Source organism: Streptomyces sp. B15 (assembly GCF_018070605.1).
Taxonomy (GTDB): Bacteria; Actinomycetota; Actinomycetes; order Streptomycetales; family Streptomycetaceae; genus Streptomyces; species Streptomyces smyrnaeus.
On the sequence record NZ_JAGPXJ010000031.1, the window covers coordinates 18,822 to 37,532 of the forward strand.

Sequence of the window (18,711 nt, forward strand, 5' to 3'; positions counted from 1 at the left end):
TCGATCATCGATCAGAGGCGTACAGTCCCTTCGTTGGGTGCCCCCTGTCCTGCCCGTCAGGGTTCACAACACCCACCCGCACAACCGCCCTCCCGACCCGTTTGGAGGGGCCTACACGTCCGGAAGGTGGCCACCATGCCCGATCCCGTACGCCCGCCGTATCCGAGTGAGCTGGACCAGCTCCCGGACCGTGATCCGCAGGAGACCGGCGAGTGGCGCGAGTCGCTCGACGCCGTCGCGGCACATGCGGGCGACGAACGAGCCGCGTACCTGGTGCGTCGTACCGTGGAGCACGCCCAGCACAGCGGCCTGGCCGTACCGGCCCTGCTGGAGACGGAGTACGTCAACACCATCCCGACCTCGGCCGAGCCCGCCTTCCCGGGCGACGAGGCGATGGAGTCCCGCATCACCGCATGGAACCGCTGGAACGCGGCGGCCATGGTCACCCGCGGCAGCCGCCAGGGCCTCGGCGGCCATATAGCGACGTTCGCCTCGGCGGCGTGGCTGTACGAGACGGGCTTCGAGCACTTCTTCAAGGGCAAGGAGGGCGACGGCGGCCACAGCTCGGGTGACCAGTTGTACGTCCAGGGCCACGCCTCCCCCGGCATCTACGCCCGTGCCTTCCTCGACGGGCGGCTCACCGAGGCCCACCTCGACCGCTTCCGCCAGGAGGCGGGAGGCGACGGACTGCCGTCCTACCCGCATCCTCGCCGGCTGCCGTGGCTGTGGGAGTTCCCCACCGTCTCCATGGGCCTGGGCCCGATCTCGGCGATCTACCAGGCGCGGTTCAACCGCTATCTGACCCACCGGGGCATCAAGGACACCTCCGCCTCGCACGTGTGGGCCTTCCTCGGCGACGGCGAGATGGACGAGCCCGAGTCGACCGCCGCCCTCGCCCTGGCCGGGCGCGAGCAGCTGGACAACCTCACCTTCGTCATCAACTGCAATCTGCAGCGCCTCGACGGCCCGGTACGCGCCAACTTCAAGATCGTGCAGGAGCTGGAGACCCAGTTCCGCGCCGCCGGCTGGAACGTCGTCAAGTCGCTGTGGGGCTCCGCCTGGGACGAGGTGTTCGCGCTGGACACCACCGGCGCGCTGACCCGCCGGCTGCGGGAGGTGCCGGACGCGCAGTTCCAGACCTACGCCACCCGCGACGCCGCCTACATCCGCGAGCACTTCTTCGGCGCCTCGCCCGCTCTCGTCGAGATCGGCAAACTGCTGACCGACGACAAGATCACCGAACTGTTCAAGACCTCCCGCGCCGGCCACGAGCCGCGCAAGGTCTACGCGGCGTACAAGGCGGCCGTCGAGCACAAGGGCGCCCCCACGGTGATCCTGGCGCAGACCGTCAAGGGCTGGACGCTGGGCCCGGGCTTCGAGTCCCGCAACGCCAACCACCAGATGAAGAAGCTCACCGGCAAGGAGTTCCGCGCCATGCGGGACCTGCTGGAGCTGCCCATTCCGGACAGCAAGCTGGACGACGAGCTGGTGCCGTACGTGCACCCGGGCCCCGACTCGCCCGAGGTGCGCTACCTCCAGGAGCGGCGCGCCGAGCTGGGCGGGCCGGCGCCGGCCCGCAAGGTGCACCCGGTCGGCCTGCCCTCCCCCGCCGACAAGCCGTTCGACGTGCTGAAGAAGGGCTCCGGCTCGCAGGAGATCGCCACCACCATGGCGTTCGTCCGGCTGGTCAAGGACCTGATGCGGGAGAAGGAGACCGGCAAGCGCTGGGTGCCGATCGTCCCGGACGAGGCGCGCACCTTCGGCATGGAGTCGCTGTTCCCGTCGGCCGGCATCTACTCGCCGCTCGGCCAGCAGTACGACCCGGTCGACCGCGACCAGCTGCTGTACTACAAGGAAGCCAAGGACGGTCAGATCCTCAACGAGGGGATCACCGAGGCCGGTTCGCTGGCCGACTTCACCGCGGCGGCGACGTCGTACGCCACGCACGGCGAGCCGATGATCCCGTTCTACATCTTCTACTCGATGTTCGGGTTCCAGCGCACCGCCGACCAGTTCTGGGCGCTCGCCGACCAGCTCGGCCGCGGTTTCGTCATCGGCGCCACGGCCGGTCGTACGACCATGACCGGCGAGGGCCTGCAGCACGCCGACGGCCACTCGCATCTGCTGGCCTCCACCAACCCGGCGGTCATCTCCTACGACCCGGCGTTCGCCTACGAGGTCGGCGTCATCGTCAAGGACGGTCTGCGCCGGATGTACGGGCCGGACGCCGAGGCGCAGGAGAACGTCTTCTACTACCTGACGGTCTACAACGAGACCAAGGTGCAGCCGCCCATGCCCGAGGGCGAGGGCGTCGAGGAGGGCATCCTCAAGGGCCTCTACCGCTTCAAGGAGGCCGAGGCCGCCGCCGAGGACGCTCCGCGGATGCAGCTGCTCGCCTCCGGTACGGCCATCCACTGGGTGCTCGAAGCGCAGCGGATTCTCGCCGAGGAGTGGGGCGTGGCCGCCGATGTGTGGTCGGCGCCGTCCTGGACGGAACTGCGGCGTGAGGCCATGGAGTGCGACGCGGCGGCGCTGCGCGGCGAGGAGCGGGTGCCGCATGTGACCTGCGCGCTGGAGGGCGCACCGGGGCCCGTGCTGGCCGTCAGTGACTGGATGCGGGCCGTTCCCGACCAGATCAGCCAGTGGGTCGAGCAGGACTGGGCCTCGCTGGGCACGGACGGGTTCGGCCTCTCCGACACCCGTGAGGCCGCGCGCCGGTACTTCGGCGTCGACGCCGAGTCCGTCGTCGTGGCCGCCCTGTCGCGGCTCGCGCGGCGAGGTGAGGTCAAGGCGGAGGATGTCCGCCGGGCCGCCGAGAAGTACGGTCTCGCGTAGGCGCTCGCCTACGCTTCGCGGGGTTCGCCCACGCGGAGACGCGCCATCCGCGCTCGGGGCATCCTCCCCGAGCGCGGATGCTCCCCGGGACTCCGTCCGGGAAGTACCTCCAGGACTGAGCGCGCCCACGCGGCGAGCCGCACACGAACACGGCCCCCGCGCCCCGGAAGGGGTGCGGGGGCCGTGTTCGTTCCTCCGCCGGGTGCTTGCTGCGCCCTCCACCGTTGTGGCGGAGAGCCGCCGTCGGGGCTCGGGTCGTCGCCCGGGCGCCGGTGTGGTGGCTCGCAAGGTTCCCCGGGCCCCTTCGGGGCGCGGGGAACCTTGCTGTGCGGCCTACTCCGGCGGGTGGCTGCGCAGGCGGAGGATGGCGGCGACCAGGCCGCCCCAGACGATGAGGATGGCCGCGGTCATCATCACGATGGCTCCGGTGGACATCAGCGCACCTCCTCCCGCTCGGCCTCGTCCTCGACGGGCGCGTCCCGCCAGGGGATCAGCGAGATCAGGACGCCCACCAGCAGGGCCCCGATCGCCACGCCCCAGCCGGCCCAGGCCAGGAACGAGCTGGGGTAGCCGCCGTAGTTCTCGTCGAACTCCTTGCGCAGGCTGTCGACCATCATCCAGCCGAGCACCAGCGGGGTGATGACCCCGAGGCACACCCGCCACCAGGTTCCCAGCCGCACCGCGGAGGTCTCGTCGGCGTGGGCCTGGAAGGGCCGCAGACGGCGCACCACCCAGGCCATGATGACCAGGAAGACGAGCGCGGCGAGCGCGATGCCGTACTGGTTGATGAAGTGGTCGGCCGCGTCCAGCAGCGACAGGCCCGCATCCGTGGGGAAGAGGAGCAGCGAGACGACCGCCACCAGACCGCCGACGGTCCACACGGCGGGCACCCGGCGCATGCCGGTGCGGTCCTGCACGGCCGAGATGACGACCTGGACGATGCTGACCAGCGAGGTGAGGCCGGCGATGGCCAGCGAGACGAAGAAGATGACGCCGAACGCCGCGCCCAGCGGCATCTGGGAGATGACGGCGGGAAAGGCGATGAAGGCCAGGCCCACGCCTTCGCTGACGACGTCACCGACGGCCACGCCGTTGGCCTGGGCCATGAAGCCGAGGGTGGCGAAGACGCCGATGCCGGCGAGGATCTCGAAGGAGCTGTTGGCGAAGCCCGCCACCAGCGCCGAACCGGTCAGGTCCGCACGGCGCCCCAGGTAGGAGGCGTAGGTGACCATGATGCCGAAGCCGATGGAGAGCGAGAAGAAGATCTGCCCGTAGGCGGCGACCCAGACGCTGCCGTCGGTCAGCGCACCCCAGTCCGGGGAGAACAGCGCGTCCAGGCCCTTGGTCGCGCCGTCCAGTGTCACGGCGCGCACGACCAGGATGAGGAAGAAGAACACCAGGGCCGGGATGAAGACCTTGTTGGCCCGTTCGATACCGCGGCGGACACCCAGCGCGAGGATGGCCAGCACGACGATCCATACGGCCAGCAGGGGCCAGAAGACGTTGCCGACGAAGGAGCTGGGCAGCCCGGGCTCGCTTCCCGCCTGCAGGAAGTCCCCGGCGAAGAACTTCTCGGGGTCCTTGCCCCAGTCCTTGCCGAAGGAGAATCCGGCGTACCGGACCGCCCAGGCAACGATCACGGCGTAGTAGGAGGCGATGACGAAGCAGATCGCGACCTGCCACCAGCCGATGACCTCGGCGGGGCGGGAGATCTGCCGGAAGGCGGCCGGCGGTGACTTGCGGTACTTCCTGCCGACGGTGTATTCGAGGATGAGCAGCGGGAGCCCTGCGGTGAGCAGAGCGACGAGATACGGCAGCAGAAAGGCTCCGCCACCGTTCTTGTACGCCTCCGCGGGGAAGCGCCAGATGTTTCCCAACCCGACGGCGGAGCCGATGGCCGCCATCAGGAATCCGGCCCGCGAGCCCCACTGTTCGCGCTGTTCGCGAGTTTGCTGAGACATGACCGTTTCCTAGTTCGCTGTATAACGGGCGGAACGTTAACAGCGGGCCACGGCCCACGGGAGGGGTATTCAGCATGCGGGCAGCCCGGCTGATCAAGATGGTGCTGCTGCTCCAGGCGCGGCGGGAGATGACCGGTGCTCAGCTCGCAGCCGAACTGGAGGTCTCCGAGCGTACTGTCTCACGTGATGTGCAGGCGCTCTCCGAGGCGGGCGTGCCGGTGTACGCCGACCGGGGCCGCGCCGGCGGCTACCGGCTCGTCGGCGGCTACCGCACCCGGCTGACCGGCATGGGCCGCACCGAGGCGGAGGCGCTGTTCCTGTCGGGGGTGCCCTCGGCCCTGCGGGACCTGGGCTTGGACGACGCGGCCTCGGCGGCGAAGCTGAAGGTCTCGGCGGCGCTCGATCCCACCCTGCGCGATGTACACGACAGCACGGCGCAGCGCTTCCATCTGGATGCCCCGGGCTGGTGGCAGGCGCCCGAGACGCCGCCGCTGCTGCCCGTGCTGGCCGACGCCGTCTGGTCGGACCGCAGGGCCGCCGTCCGCTACCGCCGCCGGGACGAGCGGGGCGGCGGCGAGGTGGAGCGGGACCTGGAGCCCTACGGCCTGGTGCTGAAGGCGGGGCAGTGGTATCTGGCGGCCCGCGTCCCGGCGGACGCCGAGCATCCGCTCCGCAGCCGGTGGAGGGTCTACCGCGTCGACCGGTTCACCGAGGTCACCGTCGGCGACGAGCGCTTCGACCGCGACACCGACTTCGAGCTGGCCGCGTTCTGGGCGCAGCAGGCGGCGGCCTTCGCCCGCTCCCTCCTCAGGGAGCAGGTGACGCTGCGGCTGACGGAGCTCGGAACCCGCCGGCTGCGCCACGTCATCGACCGGGACGCGGCTCACGAGGCGCTGGCGGGCGGCACCGTCGACGAGCAGGGCCGTACGACGGTGACGCTGCGGGTGGAGAGCGAGGAGGTGGGCTACAGCCAACTCCTCGCCCTCGGCCCGGAGTGCGAGGTGCTGGCGCCGCCGCCGTTGCGGCAGCGCTTCGCGGACGCGGCACGGCGGGCGGCGGCGCTGTACGCAGGAGAGTCCGGAAGCGCGGGACGGTCCGGGAGCGAGGATCAGCGGTAGCCGGAGACGTCGGCGGGCTTGCCCGCGAACTGGACGTCCATGATGTAGCGCCAGGCGTCCGGCGCCGAGCCGTCCACGTCGGTGAAGCCGTAGACCTTGGCGAGACCGCCGCTGGAGAGCGACTGCCCGTTCCAGCGGGCCACCTCCGGGTCGGCGGCGAGCGCGGCCACGGCGCGGCCGATGAAGACTGGGGTCTCGGAGATGGCGAAGTGCGGGTCGATGGCGCAGCCGTCGCGCCAGTCCTCCTCGGTCACTTTGAAGTGGGTGTCGAGCATGGTCTCCGAGCGCAGCCACCCCGGGGTCAGACAGACCACGGTGGTGCCGTACCCGTCGGTCTCCTGGGCCAGCGCACGGGCCATCCGCAGCGGTGCCGCCTTGGCCAGGTCGTAGTAGACCGGCTCCCGGTAGCCCTGGTTGGACTCCTCGGTGCCGTCGGTGATCTCGATCAGCAGGCCGCCCGGCCGCCGGGTCAGCAGCGGCAGGGCGTGACTGCTGGTGATCAGGTGGCTGTCGATGCCGAGCCGCAGCACGCGCAGCCCCTCGGCCAGATCGTGCTCCCACAGCTTCTTGCCGAATCCGACGAGGTGGTCGCCGCCCCACAGGTCGTTGACGAGGACGTCGAGGCGGCCCTGTTCGCGGTCGATGCGCGCGATCAGGTCGCGCACCTGTGCGGGGTCGAGGTGGTCGACAGCGACCGCGTGGGCACTGCCCGAGTTCTCCCTCCCCGCCTCGCTCGCCAGTTCGGCCGTCTCCTCGATGGTCTCGCTCGTCCGGCCGACCTCGCTGGCCCTGACCCGGGTGGTCCGGCCGGTCGCGTAGACGGTGGCTCCGGCGCGGCACAGTTCGACGGCCATGGCGCGGCCCGCTCCCCGGGTGGCGCCCGCGACCAGCGCGACCTTGCCTGCCAGCGGCCCTGTGGAGCTGCTCGGTTCCTGCATCTGTTCCTCCTTGCTGCTGCTCCGGTTCGGTGGAAGGACACGCTGGCAGCGATACCGGACAGCTGCTGTCGGGTATTGAATACGGAATGCCGTGTGGCTCATGTCTCATAACGACACAGCCGCATCTGGCGCACTCCGCGTGCGTTGTGGGCTTCCAGGCCCGATGCTGAGGGCGTGATGGACGAGACGGAGTTCTGGGAGCTGATCGACTCCACCCGGCAGGAGGCCGACGGCGACCCCCCGGAACAGGCGGATCTGCTGGTCGAGCGGCTCACCCAGCTCGACCCCGACGCGGTGACGTACTTCGCCCGCCACTTCGAGTCGCGCTACAGCCGGGCCTACCAGTGGGACCTGTGGGCCGCTGCCTGGATCCTGCTGGACGGTGCGAGCGACGACGCGTTCGACTCCTTCCGCTGCTGGCTGATCGGCCAGGGCCGGGAGGTCTTCGAGGGCGCGGCGCACGACGCCGACGCCCTGGCCGAACTGCTGGACGACTTCGACGAGGAGCTGGACGGTGACGGCGAGGAGCTGGGCTTCGCAGCCGACGAGGCGTACGAACAGCTGACCGGTACGGTCCTGCCTGACCTGGGGCTGCCGGAGGCACCGGCGGAACCCGAGGGCGTCTCCTTGGACATGGAGGACCCGGCGGCGCTGGCCGACCGGCTGCCCCGGCTGTGGAGCCGCTTCCGGGGCGAGTGAGCCCAGCCCTCCACCGGCCGGTTCACTCCGGCCGCACCGACTCCAGATACCGCTCGCACCGCTCGAGCAGTGCGATCAGCTGAGCCCGTTCCTCGTCGGTGAACTCGGCGGCCAGCCCGCGTTCGACCCGTACGGCGCTCCGGTCCGCCTCGGCGACCGCTTCCGCCCCCGCTTCGGTCAGCCGGGTCTCCAGAACATTGCGGTGCCAGGAGTGCGGAGTGCGTGTGATGAGGCCGCGCTGCTGAAGGTTCTTCAGGATCGTGTTCATGGTCGGGGCCGTGACCCGGCATGCCCGGGCCAGGGCCGCCGCGGGCATCCCGGGGTTCTCCGCGAGCTGGAGCAGCGCGGCGTACTGCGCGACTGTCAGCCCCGAGGGCCTGAGCACGGCGTGCTTCGTCGTCATCAGTGCGTTGGCCGCGTCCTTGATATACGAGCCCAGGCGCTCGCCGGCGGGCATGGAGGTCATCCGGGCATCGTAACGACCAGCACAGCAGTAAGCATGTTGACGAGCATTAGAGCTCTAATTACCGTGTGGGTACATTCCCGCTGAAGGCGGAACGGGCCGGGTCGGACACCCGGTCCCACGCCTCGTCCTGCCCCTGGAGGCACACCATTTCCCGCTCGGCTTCCCCTCCGCTCCCCCACCCCTCTCGCCGTGCGGTGGTGACCGCCCTGGCCGCGGCGACAGCGGCCACCGCGCTCACTGCGTTCACCACGACACCCACCGCCCCCGCGCCGACCGCCCGCACCACGCACCCCGCCGCCCACCCGCCGCACCCTCCTCGGCTGCGTATCTCGACCGCGTACGAGCTGCCCGGCGACCGCGTCTACCCGGAGGGCGTCGCCGCTGACCCGCGTTCCGGCCGGCTGTACGCGGCCTCCTTCGAGACGGGCGCCGTCTACCGGATGACTCCCGGACGCCGGGTGGCCGAGACCTTCCTGCCCGCCGGCACCGACGGACGGCACACCGCCAACGGGCTCAAGGCCGACCGCGCCGGCCGGCTGTGGGTCACCGACTCCACCCGCGGCGTCTGCGTCTACGACCTGCGCACCCGGCGGCTGCTCGCCCGGTTCGACGCCACCGGCAAGGCCCCCTCCTTCGTCAACGACCTCACCCTGACCCCGGAGGGCTCCGCGTATCTGACCGACAGCCTGCGCAACGTCGTCTATCGCGTCACCCCGTCGCAGTTCGCCCGCGCCCGGGCCGAGGGAGGGCGTGACCGGCTGACCGTCCACTCCGACCTGTCCGGCCTGCTGCCTCCGCGCCCCGGCGAGGTGCCCTCCGCGCTCAACGGGATCGCGGCCGGGCCCGGTGGCCGCTATCTGCTCACAGTCGACATGACCGGCGGCGGCCTCTACCGCGTCGACCCGCGCACCGGCAAGGCTTCCCGCGTCGACACCCACGGCGTCGACCTGCGCAACGCCGACGGTCTGGAGACGGCGGGCAACAGGATGTGGGTCGTCCACAACACGGACAACGCGCTGAGCCGCTGGAGGATCGGCCACCACGGCACAACAGCACGCCAGGAAGCCCGCGCGAGCGACCCCGACCTGCAACTGCCCACCACCCTGGCGCGGTCACACGGCACCCTGTTCGTAGTCCGCTCGCAGTTCGACAAGGGCGGTCCGATGGGTCCGGGCACGCCGCGGACCCCGTTCACCATCGCCGCCGTACACGGACTGTGAGACGTCGTCGGCCGGCGGCCGGCAGCGGCCGTGCGTCCCGGTCGGCGGCGGCCCAGTCCGCTCGGTCGGCGGGGGCGCGTACGTGCTCGCGCGTATGGGTCAGGATGGGCGCATGCGTATCGCGGTCACCGGCTCCACGGGGCTCATCGGCTCGGCACTGACCCGCTCCCTGCGGGCGGACGGACACGACGTGCTGCGGCTCGTACGGCGGCCCGCCGCGGCGGCCGACGAGGTGCGGTGGGACCCGAAGGGCGGGCAGGTGGACACGGCGGGACTCGTCGGCTGCGAGGCCGTCGTCCACCTGGCGGGCGCGGGCGTGGGCGAACGCCGCTGGACGGAGAGCTACAAGCGCGAACTGCGCGACAGCAGGGTGCTGGGCACCCGCACCCTCGCCGGTGCCCTCGCCGGGCTGGACACCCCGCCCCACACTCTGATCGTCGGCACCGCGATCGGCTACTACGGCGACACCGGGGAGCGGGCCGTCGACGAGAGCGCCGGTCCCGGTGCCGGGTTCCTGACCGAGTTGTGCCAGGGCTGGGAGGCCGCGGCGGGGGCGGCGGCTCAGGCCGGGATCCGCACGGTGTACGGCCGCACCGGGCTGGTCGTCGCCCGCGGCGGCGGCGCGTGGGGGCGGCTGTTCCCCCTCTTCAAGGCGGGGCTCGGAGGGCGGCTGGGCGACGGCCGCCAGTTCTGGAGCCACATCGCGCTGCACGACCATGTGGCGGCGCTGCGGTTCCTGCTGGCTCATGAGGCGCTGAGCGGCCCGGTGAACCTCACCGCGCCGGAGCCGGCCACCAACCGGGAGGTCACCGCCGCCATGGGCCGTGTGCTGCGCCGCCCCACCCCCTTCGCGGTTCCCGCGCCCGCCTTGCGGGTCGTCCTGGGCGAGTTCGCCCAGGACGTGCTGGGCAGCCAGCGGGTGCTGCCCCGCCGCCTGCTGGACGCGGGCTTCCGCTTCGCCTTCCCCACCGTCACCGACGCCATCCGCGCCGCCCTGTGACCCGCCGGTCCCGGACGGACCACCGGGCCTCCACCGGGCCTCCACCGGACCTCCGCCGCCGGGATGCGGTGGCCGTCCCGCAGGCGCGGCACCCCCGGTGCATGCTTCCGGGCGCCCCCCGCGCGACGTACCGCAAACGCGATCACACACCAACGCTCGAACACGGGTATGAGCCGAGCACGCTGGGGCATCAGGACGACAGCCGGAGCCCACAGCGGCACACGGACCCACCAAGACGGACACACGGCGACACCGAAGCACACGCGTTCACCGCGCACAGCACCAACGCGACAGCAGCGAAGGCCAACCCCATCAGACCAGCACGCGCGTCGACGTCGGGAGGACACGTGCTGACCAGCAGCGCACAGGCAGGCACCCGAACAGCCACTGGCGGCGAGGAGGTGGAAGCCGTCGGCAGAGGAAGCGCCGATGTGGTGATCGTCGGTGCGGGCCTGGCCGGGCTGGCCGCCGCACACCGGCTGACCGGCGCGGGGATGCGCGTCCTCGTCCTGGAGGCGGCGCCGCACGTCGGGGGGCGGCTGCGCACCGATCACCTCGACGGGTACCGGCTCGACCGCAGTCCCGGGGTACTCAGCCTGGACCGGGACGCGGACCCGTTCGCGCGGCTGCCCGCGCTGGACACCCTCGCGCTGCGCCCGTTCACCCCGGGTGCGCTGCTCCACTTGGAGGGCCGCACCCACCGCGTGGCGGCCCCGGCGACGGAGCGCACCGCTCCCCCGGCGCGGGCAGGCCGTACGGCCCTGCTCGACCGGCGCACGAGGGGCGCAGGAAGCACGCGGGGCGCACTGACAGCTCTCACCACGGCTCGTGCGCTCACCGGCGCGCGGAGCCGCGCCGACATGTCGGACGCGCTGGGCCTGGTGCGGCTCCGCGCTTCTCTCGGCCGGTTCGCCGCGGTGCCGCCCCAGGGGCTGCTCTCGAGGCCCGAACTGCCCACCTGCCAGGCGCTGTCGGCCCGCGGTCTGCCTTCCCGGCCGACGGAGACGCTGGTGCGCCCGCTGCTGACGGCGCTGCTGTCGGACCCGGCGCTGACGACCTCCAGCCGCGTCGCCGACCTGACCCTGCGCGGCTTCGCACGCGGCGGACTGGGCGTACCGGCGGGCGGGCAGGCCACGGTGCCCGAACTGCTGGCCGCCGCGCTGCCGCCGGGCACGGTACGTACGGGGGTCCGGGTCACCTCGGTCAGCACCCACGCCGTCGAGACCGCGGAGCACGGCACGTTCGGGTGCGAGGCGGTGCTGGTGGCCACCGGTGCGCGCTCGGCCGCCACGCTGCTGCCCGGACTGCGGGTGCCCCAGTTCCACCCGGTAACAGTCCTGCACCACACCCTGGAGGGTCCGCTCCCGGCGGGTGCGAGCGAACCGTCGTTCACCGTCTGCGCCGAACGGGACGGCGCGGAGACCGACCCGGTCAGCCACACCTGGGTGGCCTCGGCGGTGGACCCCTCGCGCGCGGCGCCCGGCCGGACGCTCATCACCTCCGTCGTGCTGGGCGAGCGGGCGGCCGAGCCGCCCGCCGCACTGGACAAAGCCGCGCGCGAGCAACTCGCGGGCGTCTACGGCACATCGACGGACCGCTGGGAACTGCTGGCCGCCTACCACGACCCGGACGCGGTGCCCGCGATGCCCGCGCCGCACGATCCGCGGCGCCCGGTGCGGGTGCTGTCGGGACTGTACGTCTGCGGGGAGCACCGGGACACCAGTACACCGCGTGGGGCGCTGAGTTCCGCGGAGCGGGCGACGGAGCAGATTCTGCGGGACTTCGGGCGTCCGGCCCAAGGTCCGCGGGAGGCGGGAGAGACCTCGCCGCAGGAGTCGTCGCACAGCTCTCGACAGGCCTCGCAAGAGACCGCCGCTTAATCGAACAAAGATCCCGAACTCCCTGGTGACCAGCGGGTTTTGTCAGTGGGGCGGGGTAGAATAGGGGTAGTTTCCAGCAAGCGCACCGACGTCGTGAGGAGACCGTCGATGACTGCTGTCCGTTCCCGTACCTCTCGTTCGCACTCCCGCCCCACCACCCGCGCCCAGCACCAGCAGCAGCACCTGCCGAAGATGTCCACGCTGCCCGTGCTGCCCAAGAAACCGCTCCCGGCCGGCCTGCCGCGCGAGTGGTACGAGACGCACAACCGCCGGCTCAAAGCCATGCGGATCGCCATAGCGCTGCTCGACACCGGCGTCTACACCGCGGCACAGGCCCGCAACCGCACCATCCGGACGACGGCGCAGCGTATCGGCGTGCACCCGCCGTCGCTCACCACCTGCCGTCTGGTGCGCGCCCTGCTGCCGTAGCACGGCTCGGAAGGGGGCAGCGGAAAAACAGTGGCGTCATGAGTGAAGCTCCTTTACGGTCCTGACAGCATATGCGGTCGGATGAACCTTGAAGGAGCCCTCATGGCGGCAGGCAAGGGACGCGCCGAGGCCACGGCACTGGCAGCAGCCACGATCACGGTGGTGCTGTGGGCCTCGGCATTCGTCTCCATACGCAGCGCCGGCGAACACTACGCGCCCGGCGCCCTGGCGCTGGGACGGCTCGGGGCCGGTGCCCTTGTGCTGTGCGCCGTGCTGCTCATCCGCCGCGAGGGGCTCCCGCCCAAGGAGGCCTGGCCCGGCATCGTCACCTCGGGCCTGCTGTGGTTCGGCGGCTACATGGTCGCGCTCAACTGGGGTGAACGCCTCGTGGACGCGGGCACGGCCGCCATGCTCGTCAACATCGGGCCCATCCTGATGGCACTGCTGGGCGGCTGGCTGCTCAAAGAGGGCTTCCCCCGCCGGCTGCTGGCCGGGATGGCGGTCTCCTTCGCAGGTGCCGTGGTGGTCGGCCTGTCGGTCTCCGAGGGCGGCGACTCCTCGCCCCTGGGGGTGGCGCTGTGCGTGCTGGCAGCCGTCACCTACGCCATCGGAGTCGTCAGCCAGAAGCCGGCACTGCGCCACGCCTCGCCGCTCCAGGTCACCACTTTCGGCTGCCTGACCGGCTTCGTGGCCTGCCTGCCCTTCTCCGGGCAGCTGGCCTCCCAGGTGGCCGACGCACCGCTGTCGGCCACCCTCAACACCGTCTATCTGGGCGTCTTCCCCACCGCGCTGGCCTTCTCCACCTGGGCCTACGCCCTCTCCCGCACCACCGCGGGGCGGATGGGCTCCACGACGTACGTCGTCCCCTTCCTCGTCGTGCTGATGTCCTGGCTCTTCCTGAACGAGGTGCCCGGCTGGCTGACCCTGGCGGGAGGTCTGCTGTGCCTGGCGGGGGTGGCGGTCTCCCGCTCCGGCGGCCGGACCCCCCGGCCCCCGCGGACACGCACCGTGGCTACCTCGGCACCGGCCGGGCAGCCGACGTCCCCAACCCCTTCGGCCCGTCGAACGGCCAGGTAGGCAGGAAGTGGCGGCGCAGGTCGGCCTCCGTGTAGCGGCGGCAGTCGCGGTGCCACACCAGAATGCCCGCCATCCAGTTCTCCAGCTCCCGCACATAGCCGTCCAGTGCGGCGCGGCCCGCCCCGTCCAGCGCGAAGTCGTCGTAGAGCACCGGGAACTCGTGCGCGGCCACGTGCTGGAACTGCCGCATCCGGGACTTCATCAGATCGTCGACAATACGCAGCGCCGTGGGGTAGTCGCAGTCGAAGAAGTCCCGGACGACCAGCAGCCCGTTGTGGATCTCGCCCTCGAACTCGATCTCCTTCTGGTAGGAGAAGACGTCGTTGAGCAGACAGGCGTAGTCGGCGGCGGCGTTCTCCAGCGACTTCATCGGACCGCTGCGGTAGATCTCCTCCGGGATGGTGTCCGGCTGGGCGAGCCTGCACAGACTCATGGTCAGATCCGAGCCGAAGGTCCGCCGGCGCATCTCCACGTAGTCGACCGGGTCAGGGATGCGGTTCTGCGCCTGGTTGTCCAGCTCCCACAGCCAGCTGTCGGCCATGACCTCGATGGCGGTACGGAAACGGCGGCGCTTGGCCGGGCTCATCGGGCCCGCCGTCCGCACCCACAGATCGGCCAGTGAGCGCTCCAGCGGACTCGTCGGCGGCGGGGGTGGTTCGCCGTCGACGGGCATGAACAACGACAGCCGCCGGGTGCACGCCTTGGCACCCGCCAGATCGCGGGTGCGGCCGAAGCGGACCGGATAGTAGTCGTCGCCCCAGGTGCCCCAGGCCAGCCAGGCGGAGGCCAGATCGAGTTCGTCGGCCGTCGCGTCCGGGTGCAGACCGGCGGCGCACAGCGGCAGGTCGTTGTCCCGCATCAGCTCCTCGTCCCACACCCGGCCGCCGGGCACGTCCGGCTGCGGCTCCAGCAGCCCCATCGCACGCGCCCACTCGACCACCCGCTCCCGGGCGCCGCCCAGGTGCGGACTGAGCCGGTGCTCGAAGGGCATCTCGAAGTCGGGCAGCAGCGAGGGCCCGGTGCGCTCATGCGGTACGTGGCTGAAGGAACGGGTACGCCGCACCTGCGCCCGGGTGTGCGGGCGCAGTACTTCGGCGGCCGAGGTGCCGATACCGGCCGGGACGAACGGCAGCCGCACCGGTCCGGCCGCGTCGGCTCCCCCGCCGTTCATATAGCGGCTGGAGCGCATGTGCCACTCGTGACCACCGGACTGCCAGTCCTGCAGCCCCTTGGCGTAGGCGGCGATATCGGCGCAGGCGGCCGGATCCAGGCCCTCCTCGACGCAGAGCGCGGGCACTTCGGCCAGTGCGGTGTGCTCGAACTGCTGAAGGCGCGAGGTGAGCAGGTCGTTGACGGCGTCGGCCGCCTCCTGGGTGGTGCACTCCAGGAACGTCTCCAGGACGAGCACGCCGTTGGACAGCTCGCCCTCCTCCCGCGTCTCCCGCTCGTAGGAGAACAGGTCGTTGCGCAGATGGACCGCGTCGGAGAAGGTGTCGCGCAGTACGCACAGCGGGCGGGAGCCGGCCACCGACGCGGGTACCTCGGCGTGTGCCGCGAACTCCACCAGCCCGGCCGACCACGGCGCGCCGCCGACCTTGCGCCGCATCTCGATGTACTCGACCGGGTTCGGCACCCGCCCGATGTTGATGTTGGACAGCTCCCACAGCGACTCGTTGAGCAGGTTCTCGGTGCTGACGGCGAATCGCGCGCGCCAGTCGGCCGACATCGAGGGGACCGTCCTGGCCCACAGGTCGGCCAGCCCCGCCTCGACGGGGTTGGTGGGCGGGGGGACGGTCGCGGAGTCGGCCAACGGCATGAACAGCGGCAGCCGGTCCAGATACGCCTTGCCGCCCGCCCGGTCCTGGGTGCGCTTGAACATCTCCAGGAAGTGGTCGTCGAAGAAGAAGACCCACACGTACCAGTCGGTGACCAGCTCCAGGTCCTCGGCGGTGGCGTCGGGGTGGGTGTAGGCGCACAGCAGCGCGTAGTCGTGCGCGTCCAGGTCGGCCGTCTCCCAGACCCCGGACCCCTCCAGCATCCCCATCTGCCGTGCCCACTGCCGGGAATGGGCCCGCGCCTGGTCGACGTGCGGGTTGAGACGGGCGGGGTAGGGCACGTAGAAGTCGGGCAGTTCGAAGGGTTGCGACAACGTCTTGGTATCCCCACAGCTCGTCGAATCGGTGCTGCCTTTGCCTACCCGGGGCAGAGCGATGAGCATCCTTTTTCACCCGGACGTGGGACCCGCCCTGTTACCGAGCTGTCGAACAAAATCCGTGGTGCGGGGCGATGTTGGGCTGCTAGGTTCGCGATCGTGGCGAAGCTGAATCAGATCATCGCAGTGGAGAAGGGCGTCAAGTCCAAGGTGGCCCAGGACCTGGCGCAGGCGCAGCACGGGCTGACGAAGCCGCAGATGCTGGCCGGGATCTCGCGTACGTACCAGCCCAAGGACGAAGAGGGCGAGCAGCTTCCGCCGGAGTCGACGCGGGTCCAGGTCAAGGCCGAGGATGTGCTGAAGGAAACGGCGAAGATCCTGACCCGGCTGTTCGATGTGACGGCGACGAAGGACTGGGCGAACCTCACGGCTCGCGCGGATGTCGTCGTCGACGGACGCACGGTCCTGTCCCAGGTGCCGGTCTCCTATCTGCTGTTCCTGGAGAAGCAGTTGGGCGAGCTCGGCTCGTTCCTGCGGAAGCTGCCGGTGCTGGACGGCGCCGAGGCGTGGGAGAAGGACCCCTCCACGGACTGGTGGAAGACCGAGCAGGTCCGCACCGTCCGCACCAAGAAGGTGCCGCGCAACCATGTGAAGGCGGAGGCCACGGAGAAGCACCCGGCCCAGGTCGAGGTCTACTACGAGGACATCCCGGTCGGTTACTGGACCACGGTCAAGTACTCCGGCGCCCTGCCCGCCCGGCGGATCAACGAACTGCTGGAGCGACTGGACAAACTGGCCGCGGCGGTGAAGTTCGCCCGCGAGGAGGCCAACGGGACCGAGGTGAGCGACCAGCGCGTCGGGGACGCCGTCTTCGGCTACCTGTTCGCCTGAGGCGCGAAGGCGCCGGTGCCGGCGCCGGCACAACAACCGAAGACTCCCCGGGCCGGGGTTTCGACGACTTCGGCCCGGGGTGCGCCAGGAGCGCAAAGCTGAAGCTGAAGCTGATGTGTGAACCCCCGGCGGCCCTGCCAGAGCCAGGGTGCCGGTCAAACTCAACCTCTCGCTCCACGCTCAGCATCGCCGTTCATCGTCCGGCAACCGGGGCGGTGACGACCTCGAGACGCCGGTTCGAACCCGGCCGGCGGTTCCACATGCCGCCGTGGTGGAGTGGCTCCACGCGAGGACATCGCCGAACGATCCGCCCATGAACCGCTGGGACGTGCGAACGAACGGCACCCAGGACCCCGGGGCCGGGCAAAGCCCCGGGGTCCCTTTTGTCACCTCTCCCCCGTTCCTGCCGTCTGCCGCCCGCGTGGTACGTTGCAGCCGCCAGTCAAACCCTTGAACGGGTCAGGGAATCCGGTGTGAATCCGGAGCTGACGCGCAGCGGTGTGGGACTGGGGCGTGCACGAGGCCACTGGGGACCTCCTCCCTGGGAAGGCGCACGCTCCCACAGTCCCGAGCCCGAAGACCTGCTGGCACCCGCGCCCGGACAGCCCCGGGCGTGGTGGCACGCCGGGCCCCGCGACTGGGCCTTACGACGGAGAAGGATCAGCTGGCCATGCGCCGACCGCGCCGTATCCACGCACATGTGCCGGGCCTCGCCCTGGCACTCGTCCTGGGCACCGCCGGCTGCGGTGCCCACTCCACGACCAAGGCCTCCGGCGCGGGAGCGGCCCCCGGCCGCCCCCGGCAGCACCCCGAAGTGCCGCAGCCGACCGACGGCTGCCCCGCGCCCGAGAAGGCAGCACGCCCTCCGCGTGAGCCCGGGCTCGCCAAGTGAGGCCGGAACACGGTGCCAAGGCCGTCGTCCCCGGCAGCGGGGCCGCACCCCGCCCCACCGGGGCCGCCCCCGTGCCCCCCGACCGTGGCGAGGTGCACGGGGTGCGGCTCGTGCCCGCCGACGACGATGTCTTGAGGAGACACCCATGACCTGTCCGGGACCGGCCGCGCCGCGCCGCACCCGCCGCGCGGCGCTCGCCTCGCTGCTGCTGATATCCCTCACCGCCTGTGCGGGCGGCGCCGGCGGTGAGGGCACGAAGACCGGCAGCTCCGCGAAGGGGTTTCCGTACACGGTCGACAACTGCGGGGTGAAGACCACCTTCACCGAGCCGCCCCGGCGCGCTGTGACCATGAACCAGCACGTCACCGAGATCCTGCTGGCACTCGGCCTCCAGAACCGGATGGCCGGCACCGCTTTCCTCGACGACCGGATCCTGCCCCGCTACGAGAAGGCGTACCGCGGCATCAAGGTGCTGGCCAAGAAGTACCCGTCCAAGGAGACGCTGCTGGCCGCCAACCCGGACTTCGTCTACGGCGGTTACGCCAGCGCCTTCGACAAGACGGAGGGCCGGGAGCGCGCGGCCCTGGTGGACAGCGGCATCAAGACCCGCCTCAACGTGGAGGACTGCACCAAGGACGTCGGCATCGCCACCCTGCACCGGGAGATCCGCGAGATCGGCCGCACCTTCGGCGTACCCGACCGCGCCGAGGCACTGATCAAGAAGCAGGACCGGCAGCTGGCGGACACCGCCGAGCGGCTGAAGGGGGTCGAGCGCACCCCGGTGTTCGTCTACGACAGCGGTGAGAGCGCCGCCTTCACGGCGGGAGGTACGGGCATCGGCAACGAGATCCTGCGCCGGGCCGGTGGCCGCAACGTCTTCGCGGATGTCGACAAGAACTTCGCCGACGTCTCCTGGGAAAAGGTCGTGCAGCGCAAGCCCGAGGTCGTGGTGATCTACGACTACGGCGGCACGACCGTCGCCCAGAAGAAGAAACGGCTGCTGAACGACCCGGCACTGGCCGACGTGCCGGCCATCGAGCACAAGCGCTTCGCCGTGCTGCCGCTCTCCTCGGCCGTCCTGGGGCCGCGTGTACCGGACGCGGTGGACGAGCTGGCCCACCAGCTGCACCCGGACCGCGACGGCGCGGAGTAG

General features: G+C 71.1%; 16 protein-coding genes, 1 tRNA gene and 1 riboswitch. Of the genes, 12 read left to right on the plus strand and 5 right to left on the minus strand.

Annotated features, from left to right (window positions below):
• The first annotated feature begins 135 nt into the window (after nt 1-135).
• Complete coding sequence (gene aceE, locus KBY19_RS16405) at nt 136-2,835, plus strand: pyruvate dehydrogenase (acetyl-transferring), homodimeric type (protein ID WP_210966021.1); 2,700 nt, start codon at nt 136-138, stop codon at nt 2,833-2,835.
• A 333-nt stretch (nt 2,836-3,168) separates the two neighbouring features.
• Here aceE and KBY19_RS16410 read toward each other — a convergent pair whose 3' ends face one another.
• The gene (locus tag KBY19_RS16410) at nt 3,169-3,270 is read right to left on the minus strand and encodes a methionine/alanine import family NSS transporter small subunit (RefSeq protein ID WP_099880065.1); all 102 of its coding nucleotides are present in this window, start codon (nt 3,268-3,270) and stop codon (nt 3,169-3,171) included.
• Nucleotides 3,270-4,796 carry a sodium-dependent transporter gene (locus tag KBY19_RS16415; protein WP_099880067.1) on the minus strand — a complete coding sequence of 509 codons (1,527 nt, stop codon included), beginning with the start codon at nt 4,794-4,796 and terminating at the stop codon, nt 3,270-3,272. Before KBY19_RS16415 ends, KBY19_RS16410 begins: the two co-directional genes overlap by 1 nt.
• A gap of 74 nt (nt 4,797-4,870) precedes the next feature.
• Here KBY19_RS16415 and KBY19_RS16420 point away from each other — a divergent pair, with 74 nt between their 5' ends.
• Nucleotides 4,871-5,914 (plus strand): YafY family protein, encoded by a 1,044-nt coding sequence (locus KBY19_RS16420; RefSeq protein WP_185016689.1) that lies wholly within the window; start codon nt 4,871-4,873, stop codon nt 5,912-5,914.
• Here KBY19_RS16420 and KBY19_RS16425 read toward each other — a convergent pair.
• Complete coding sequence (locus tag KBY19_RS16425; protein ID WP_099880071.1) at nt 5,905-6,852, minus strand: SDR family oxidoreductase; 948 nt, start codon at nt 6,850-6,852, stop codon at nt 5,905-5,907. The two genes, KBY19_RS16420 and KBY19_RS16425, sit on opposite strands and share 10 nt — an antisense overlap.
• A gap of 177 nt (nt 6,853-7,029) precedes the next feature.
• Here KBY19_RS16425 and KBY19_RS16430 point away from each other — a divergent pair, with 177 nt between their 5' ends.
• On the plus strand, nt 7,030-7,551 hold the full coding sequence (locus KBY19_RS16430; protein WP_180289898.1) for a DUF4240 domain-containing protein: 522 nt from the start codon (nt 7,030-7,032) through the stop codon (nt 7,549-7,551).
• A gap of 22 nt (nt 7,552-7,573) precedes the next feature.
• Here KBY19_RS16430 and KBY19_RS16435 read toward each other — a convergent pair whose 3' ends face one another.
• Entirely contained in the window at nt 7,574-8,017 is a 444-nt protein-coding gene (locus tag KBY19_RS16435) for a MarR family winged helix-turn-helix transcriptional regulator (RefSeq protein ID WP_247691040.1), read from the minus strand.
• 197 nt (nt 8,018-8,214) lie between these two features.
• Between KBY19_RS16435 and KBY19_RS16440 the strand changes: the two genes are divergently transcribed.
• The 5 genes from KBY19_RS16440 to KBY19_RS16460 all read left to right on the plus strand — a co-directional run bounded on the left by KBY19_RS16440 (nt 8,215) and on the right by KBY19_RS16460 (nt 13,623).
• Complete coding sequence (locus tag KBY19_RS16440; RefSeq protein WP_307843524.1) at nt 8,215-9,237, plus strand: superoxide dismutase; 1,023 nt, start codon at nt 8,215-8,217, stop codon at nt 9,235-9,237.
• Between the two features lie 94 nt (nt 9,238-9,331).
• Complete coding sequence (locus tag KBY19_RS16445; RefSeq protein WP_247691041.1) at nt 9,332-10,237, plus strand: TIGR01777 family oxidoreductase; 906 nt, start codon at nt 9,332-9,334, stop codon at nt 10,235-10,237.
• Between the two features lie 401 nt (nt 10,238-10,638).
• Nucleotides 10,639-12,117, plus strand: coding sequence for an FAD-dependent oxidoreductase (locus KBY19_RS16450; protein ID WP_307843525.1), 1,479 nt, complete (start codon nt 10,639-10,641; stop codon nt 12,115-12,117).
• Between the two features lie 192 nt (nt 12,118-12,309).
• Nucleotides 12,310-12,546, plus strand: a complete 237-nt coding sequence (locus tag KBY19_RS16455) for a hypothetical protein (RefSeq protein ID WP_180289899.1) — start codon at nt 12,310-12,312, stop codon at nt 12,544-12,546.
• 102 nt (nt 12,547-12,648) lie between these two features.
• Nucleotides 12,649-13,623 (plus strand): DMT family transporter, encoded by a 975-nt coding sequence (locus tag KBY19_RS16460; RefSeq protein WP_099880081.1) that lies wholly within the window; start codon nt 12,649-12,651, stop codon nt 13,621-13,623.
• Here the strand turns inward: KBY19_RS16460 and KBY19_RS36515 are convergent.
• Nucleotides 13,559-15,772: a germacradienol/geosmin synthase gene (locus KBY19_RS36515; protein ID WP_221505954.1), complete on the minus strand. Its 2,214-nt coding sequence runs from the start codon at nt 15,770-15,772 to the stop codon at nt 13,559-13,561. The two genes, KBY19_RS16460 and KBY19_RS36515, sit on opposite strands and share 65 nt — an antisense overlap.
• A gap of 162 nt (nt 15,773-15,934) precedes the next feature.
• On the opposite strand from KBY19_RS36515, the gene KBY19_RS16470 reads away from it, so the two are divergent.
• The 4 genes from KBY19_RS16470 to KBY19_RS16485 all read left to right on the plus strand — a co-directional run bounded on the left by KBY19_RS16470 (nt 15,935) and on the right by KBY19_RS16485 (nt 18,711).
• A complete protein-coding gene (locus tag KBY19_RS16470; protein WP_099880085.1) occupies nt 15,935-16,666 on the plus strand; it encodes a hypothetical protein in 732 nt (243 codons plus the stop codon).
• 185 nt (nt 16,667-16,851) lie between these two features.
• A tRNA-OTHER gene (locus KBY19_RS16475) sits at nt 16,852-16,925 on the plus strand.
• A gap of 163 nt (nt 16,926-17,088) precedes the next feature.
• Nucleotides 17,089-17,270: riboswitch (cobalamin riboswitch) on the plus strand.
• Nucleotides 17,271-17,336: 66 nt separating this feature from the next.
• Nucleotides 17,337-17,558, plus strand: coding sequence for a hypothetical protein (locus KBY19_RS16480; protein WP_210966029.1), 222 nt, complete (start codon nt 17,337-17,339; stop codon nt 17,556-17,558).
• A 145-nt stretch (nt 17,559-17,703) separates the two neighbouring features.
• Nucleotides 17,704-18,711, plus strand: coding sequence for an ABC transporter substrate-binding protein (locus KBY19_RS16485; RefSeq protein ID WP_210966030.1), 1,008 nt, complete (start codon nt 17,704-17,706; stop codon nt 18,709-18,711).

Excerpts from the sequence above, each read along its gene's own strand:
- aceE (WP_210966021.1), top strand. The coding sequence starts at position 136 with ATGCCCGATCCCGTACGCCCGCCGTATCCGAGTGAGCTGGACCAGCTC.
- KBY19_RS16410 (WP_099880065.1), bottom strand. The coding sequence starts at position 3,270 with ATGTCCACCGGAGCCATCGTGATGATGACCGCGGCCATCCTCATCGTC.
- KBY19_RS16415 (WP_099880067.1), bottom strand. The coding sequence starts at position 4,796 with ATGTCTCAGCAAACTCGCGAACAGCGCGAACAGTGGGGCTCGCGGGCC.
- KBY19_RS16420 (WP_185016689.1), top strand. The coding sequence starts at position 4,871 with ATGCGGGCAGCCCGGCTGATCAAGATGGTGCTGCTGCTCCAGGCGCGG.
- KBY19_RS16425 (WP_099880071.1), bottom strand. The coding sequence starts at position 6,852 with ATGCAGGAACCGAGCAGCTCCACAGGGCCGCTGGCAGGCAAGGTCGCG.
- KBY19_RS16430 (WP_180289898.1), top strand. The coding sequence starts at position 7,030 with ATGGACGAGACGGAGTTCTGGGAGCTGATCGACTCCACCCGGCAGGAG.
- KBY19_RS16435 (WP_247691040.1), bottom strand. The coding sequence starts at position 8,017 with ATGACCTCCATGCCCGCCGGCGAGCGCCTGGGCTCGTATATCAAGGAC.
- KBY19_RS16445 (WP_247691041.1), top strand. The coding sequence starts at position 9,332 with ATGGGTCAGGATGGGCGCATGCGTATCGCGGTCACCGGCTCCACGGGG.
- KBY19_RS16455 (WP_180289899.1), top strand. The coding sequence starts at position 12,310 with ATGTCCACGCTGCCCGTGCTGCCCAAGAAACCGCTCCCGGCCGGCCTG.
- KBY19_RS16460 (WP_099880081.1), top strand. The coding sequence starts at position 12,649 with ATGGCGGCAGGCAAGGGACGCGCCGAGGCCACGGCACTGGCAGCAGCC.
- KBY19_RS16480 (WP_210966029.1), top strand. The coding sequence starts at position 17,337 with ATGCGCCGACCGCGCCGTATCCACGCACATGTGCCGGGCCTCGCCCTG.
- KBY19_RS16485 (WP_210966030.1), top strand. The coding sequence starts at position 17,704 with ATGACCTGTCCGGGACCGGCCGCGCCGCGCCGCACCCGCCGCGCGGCG.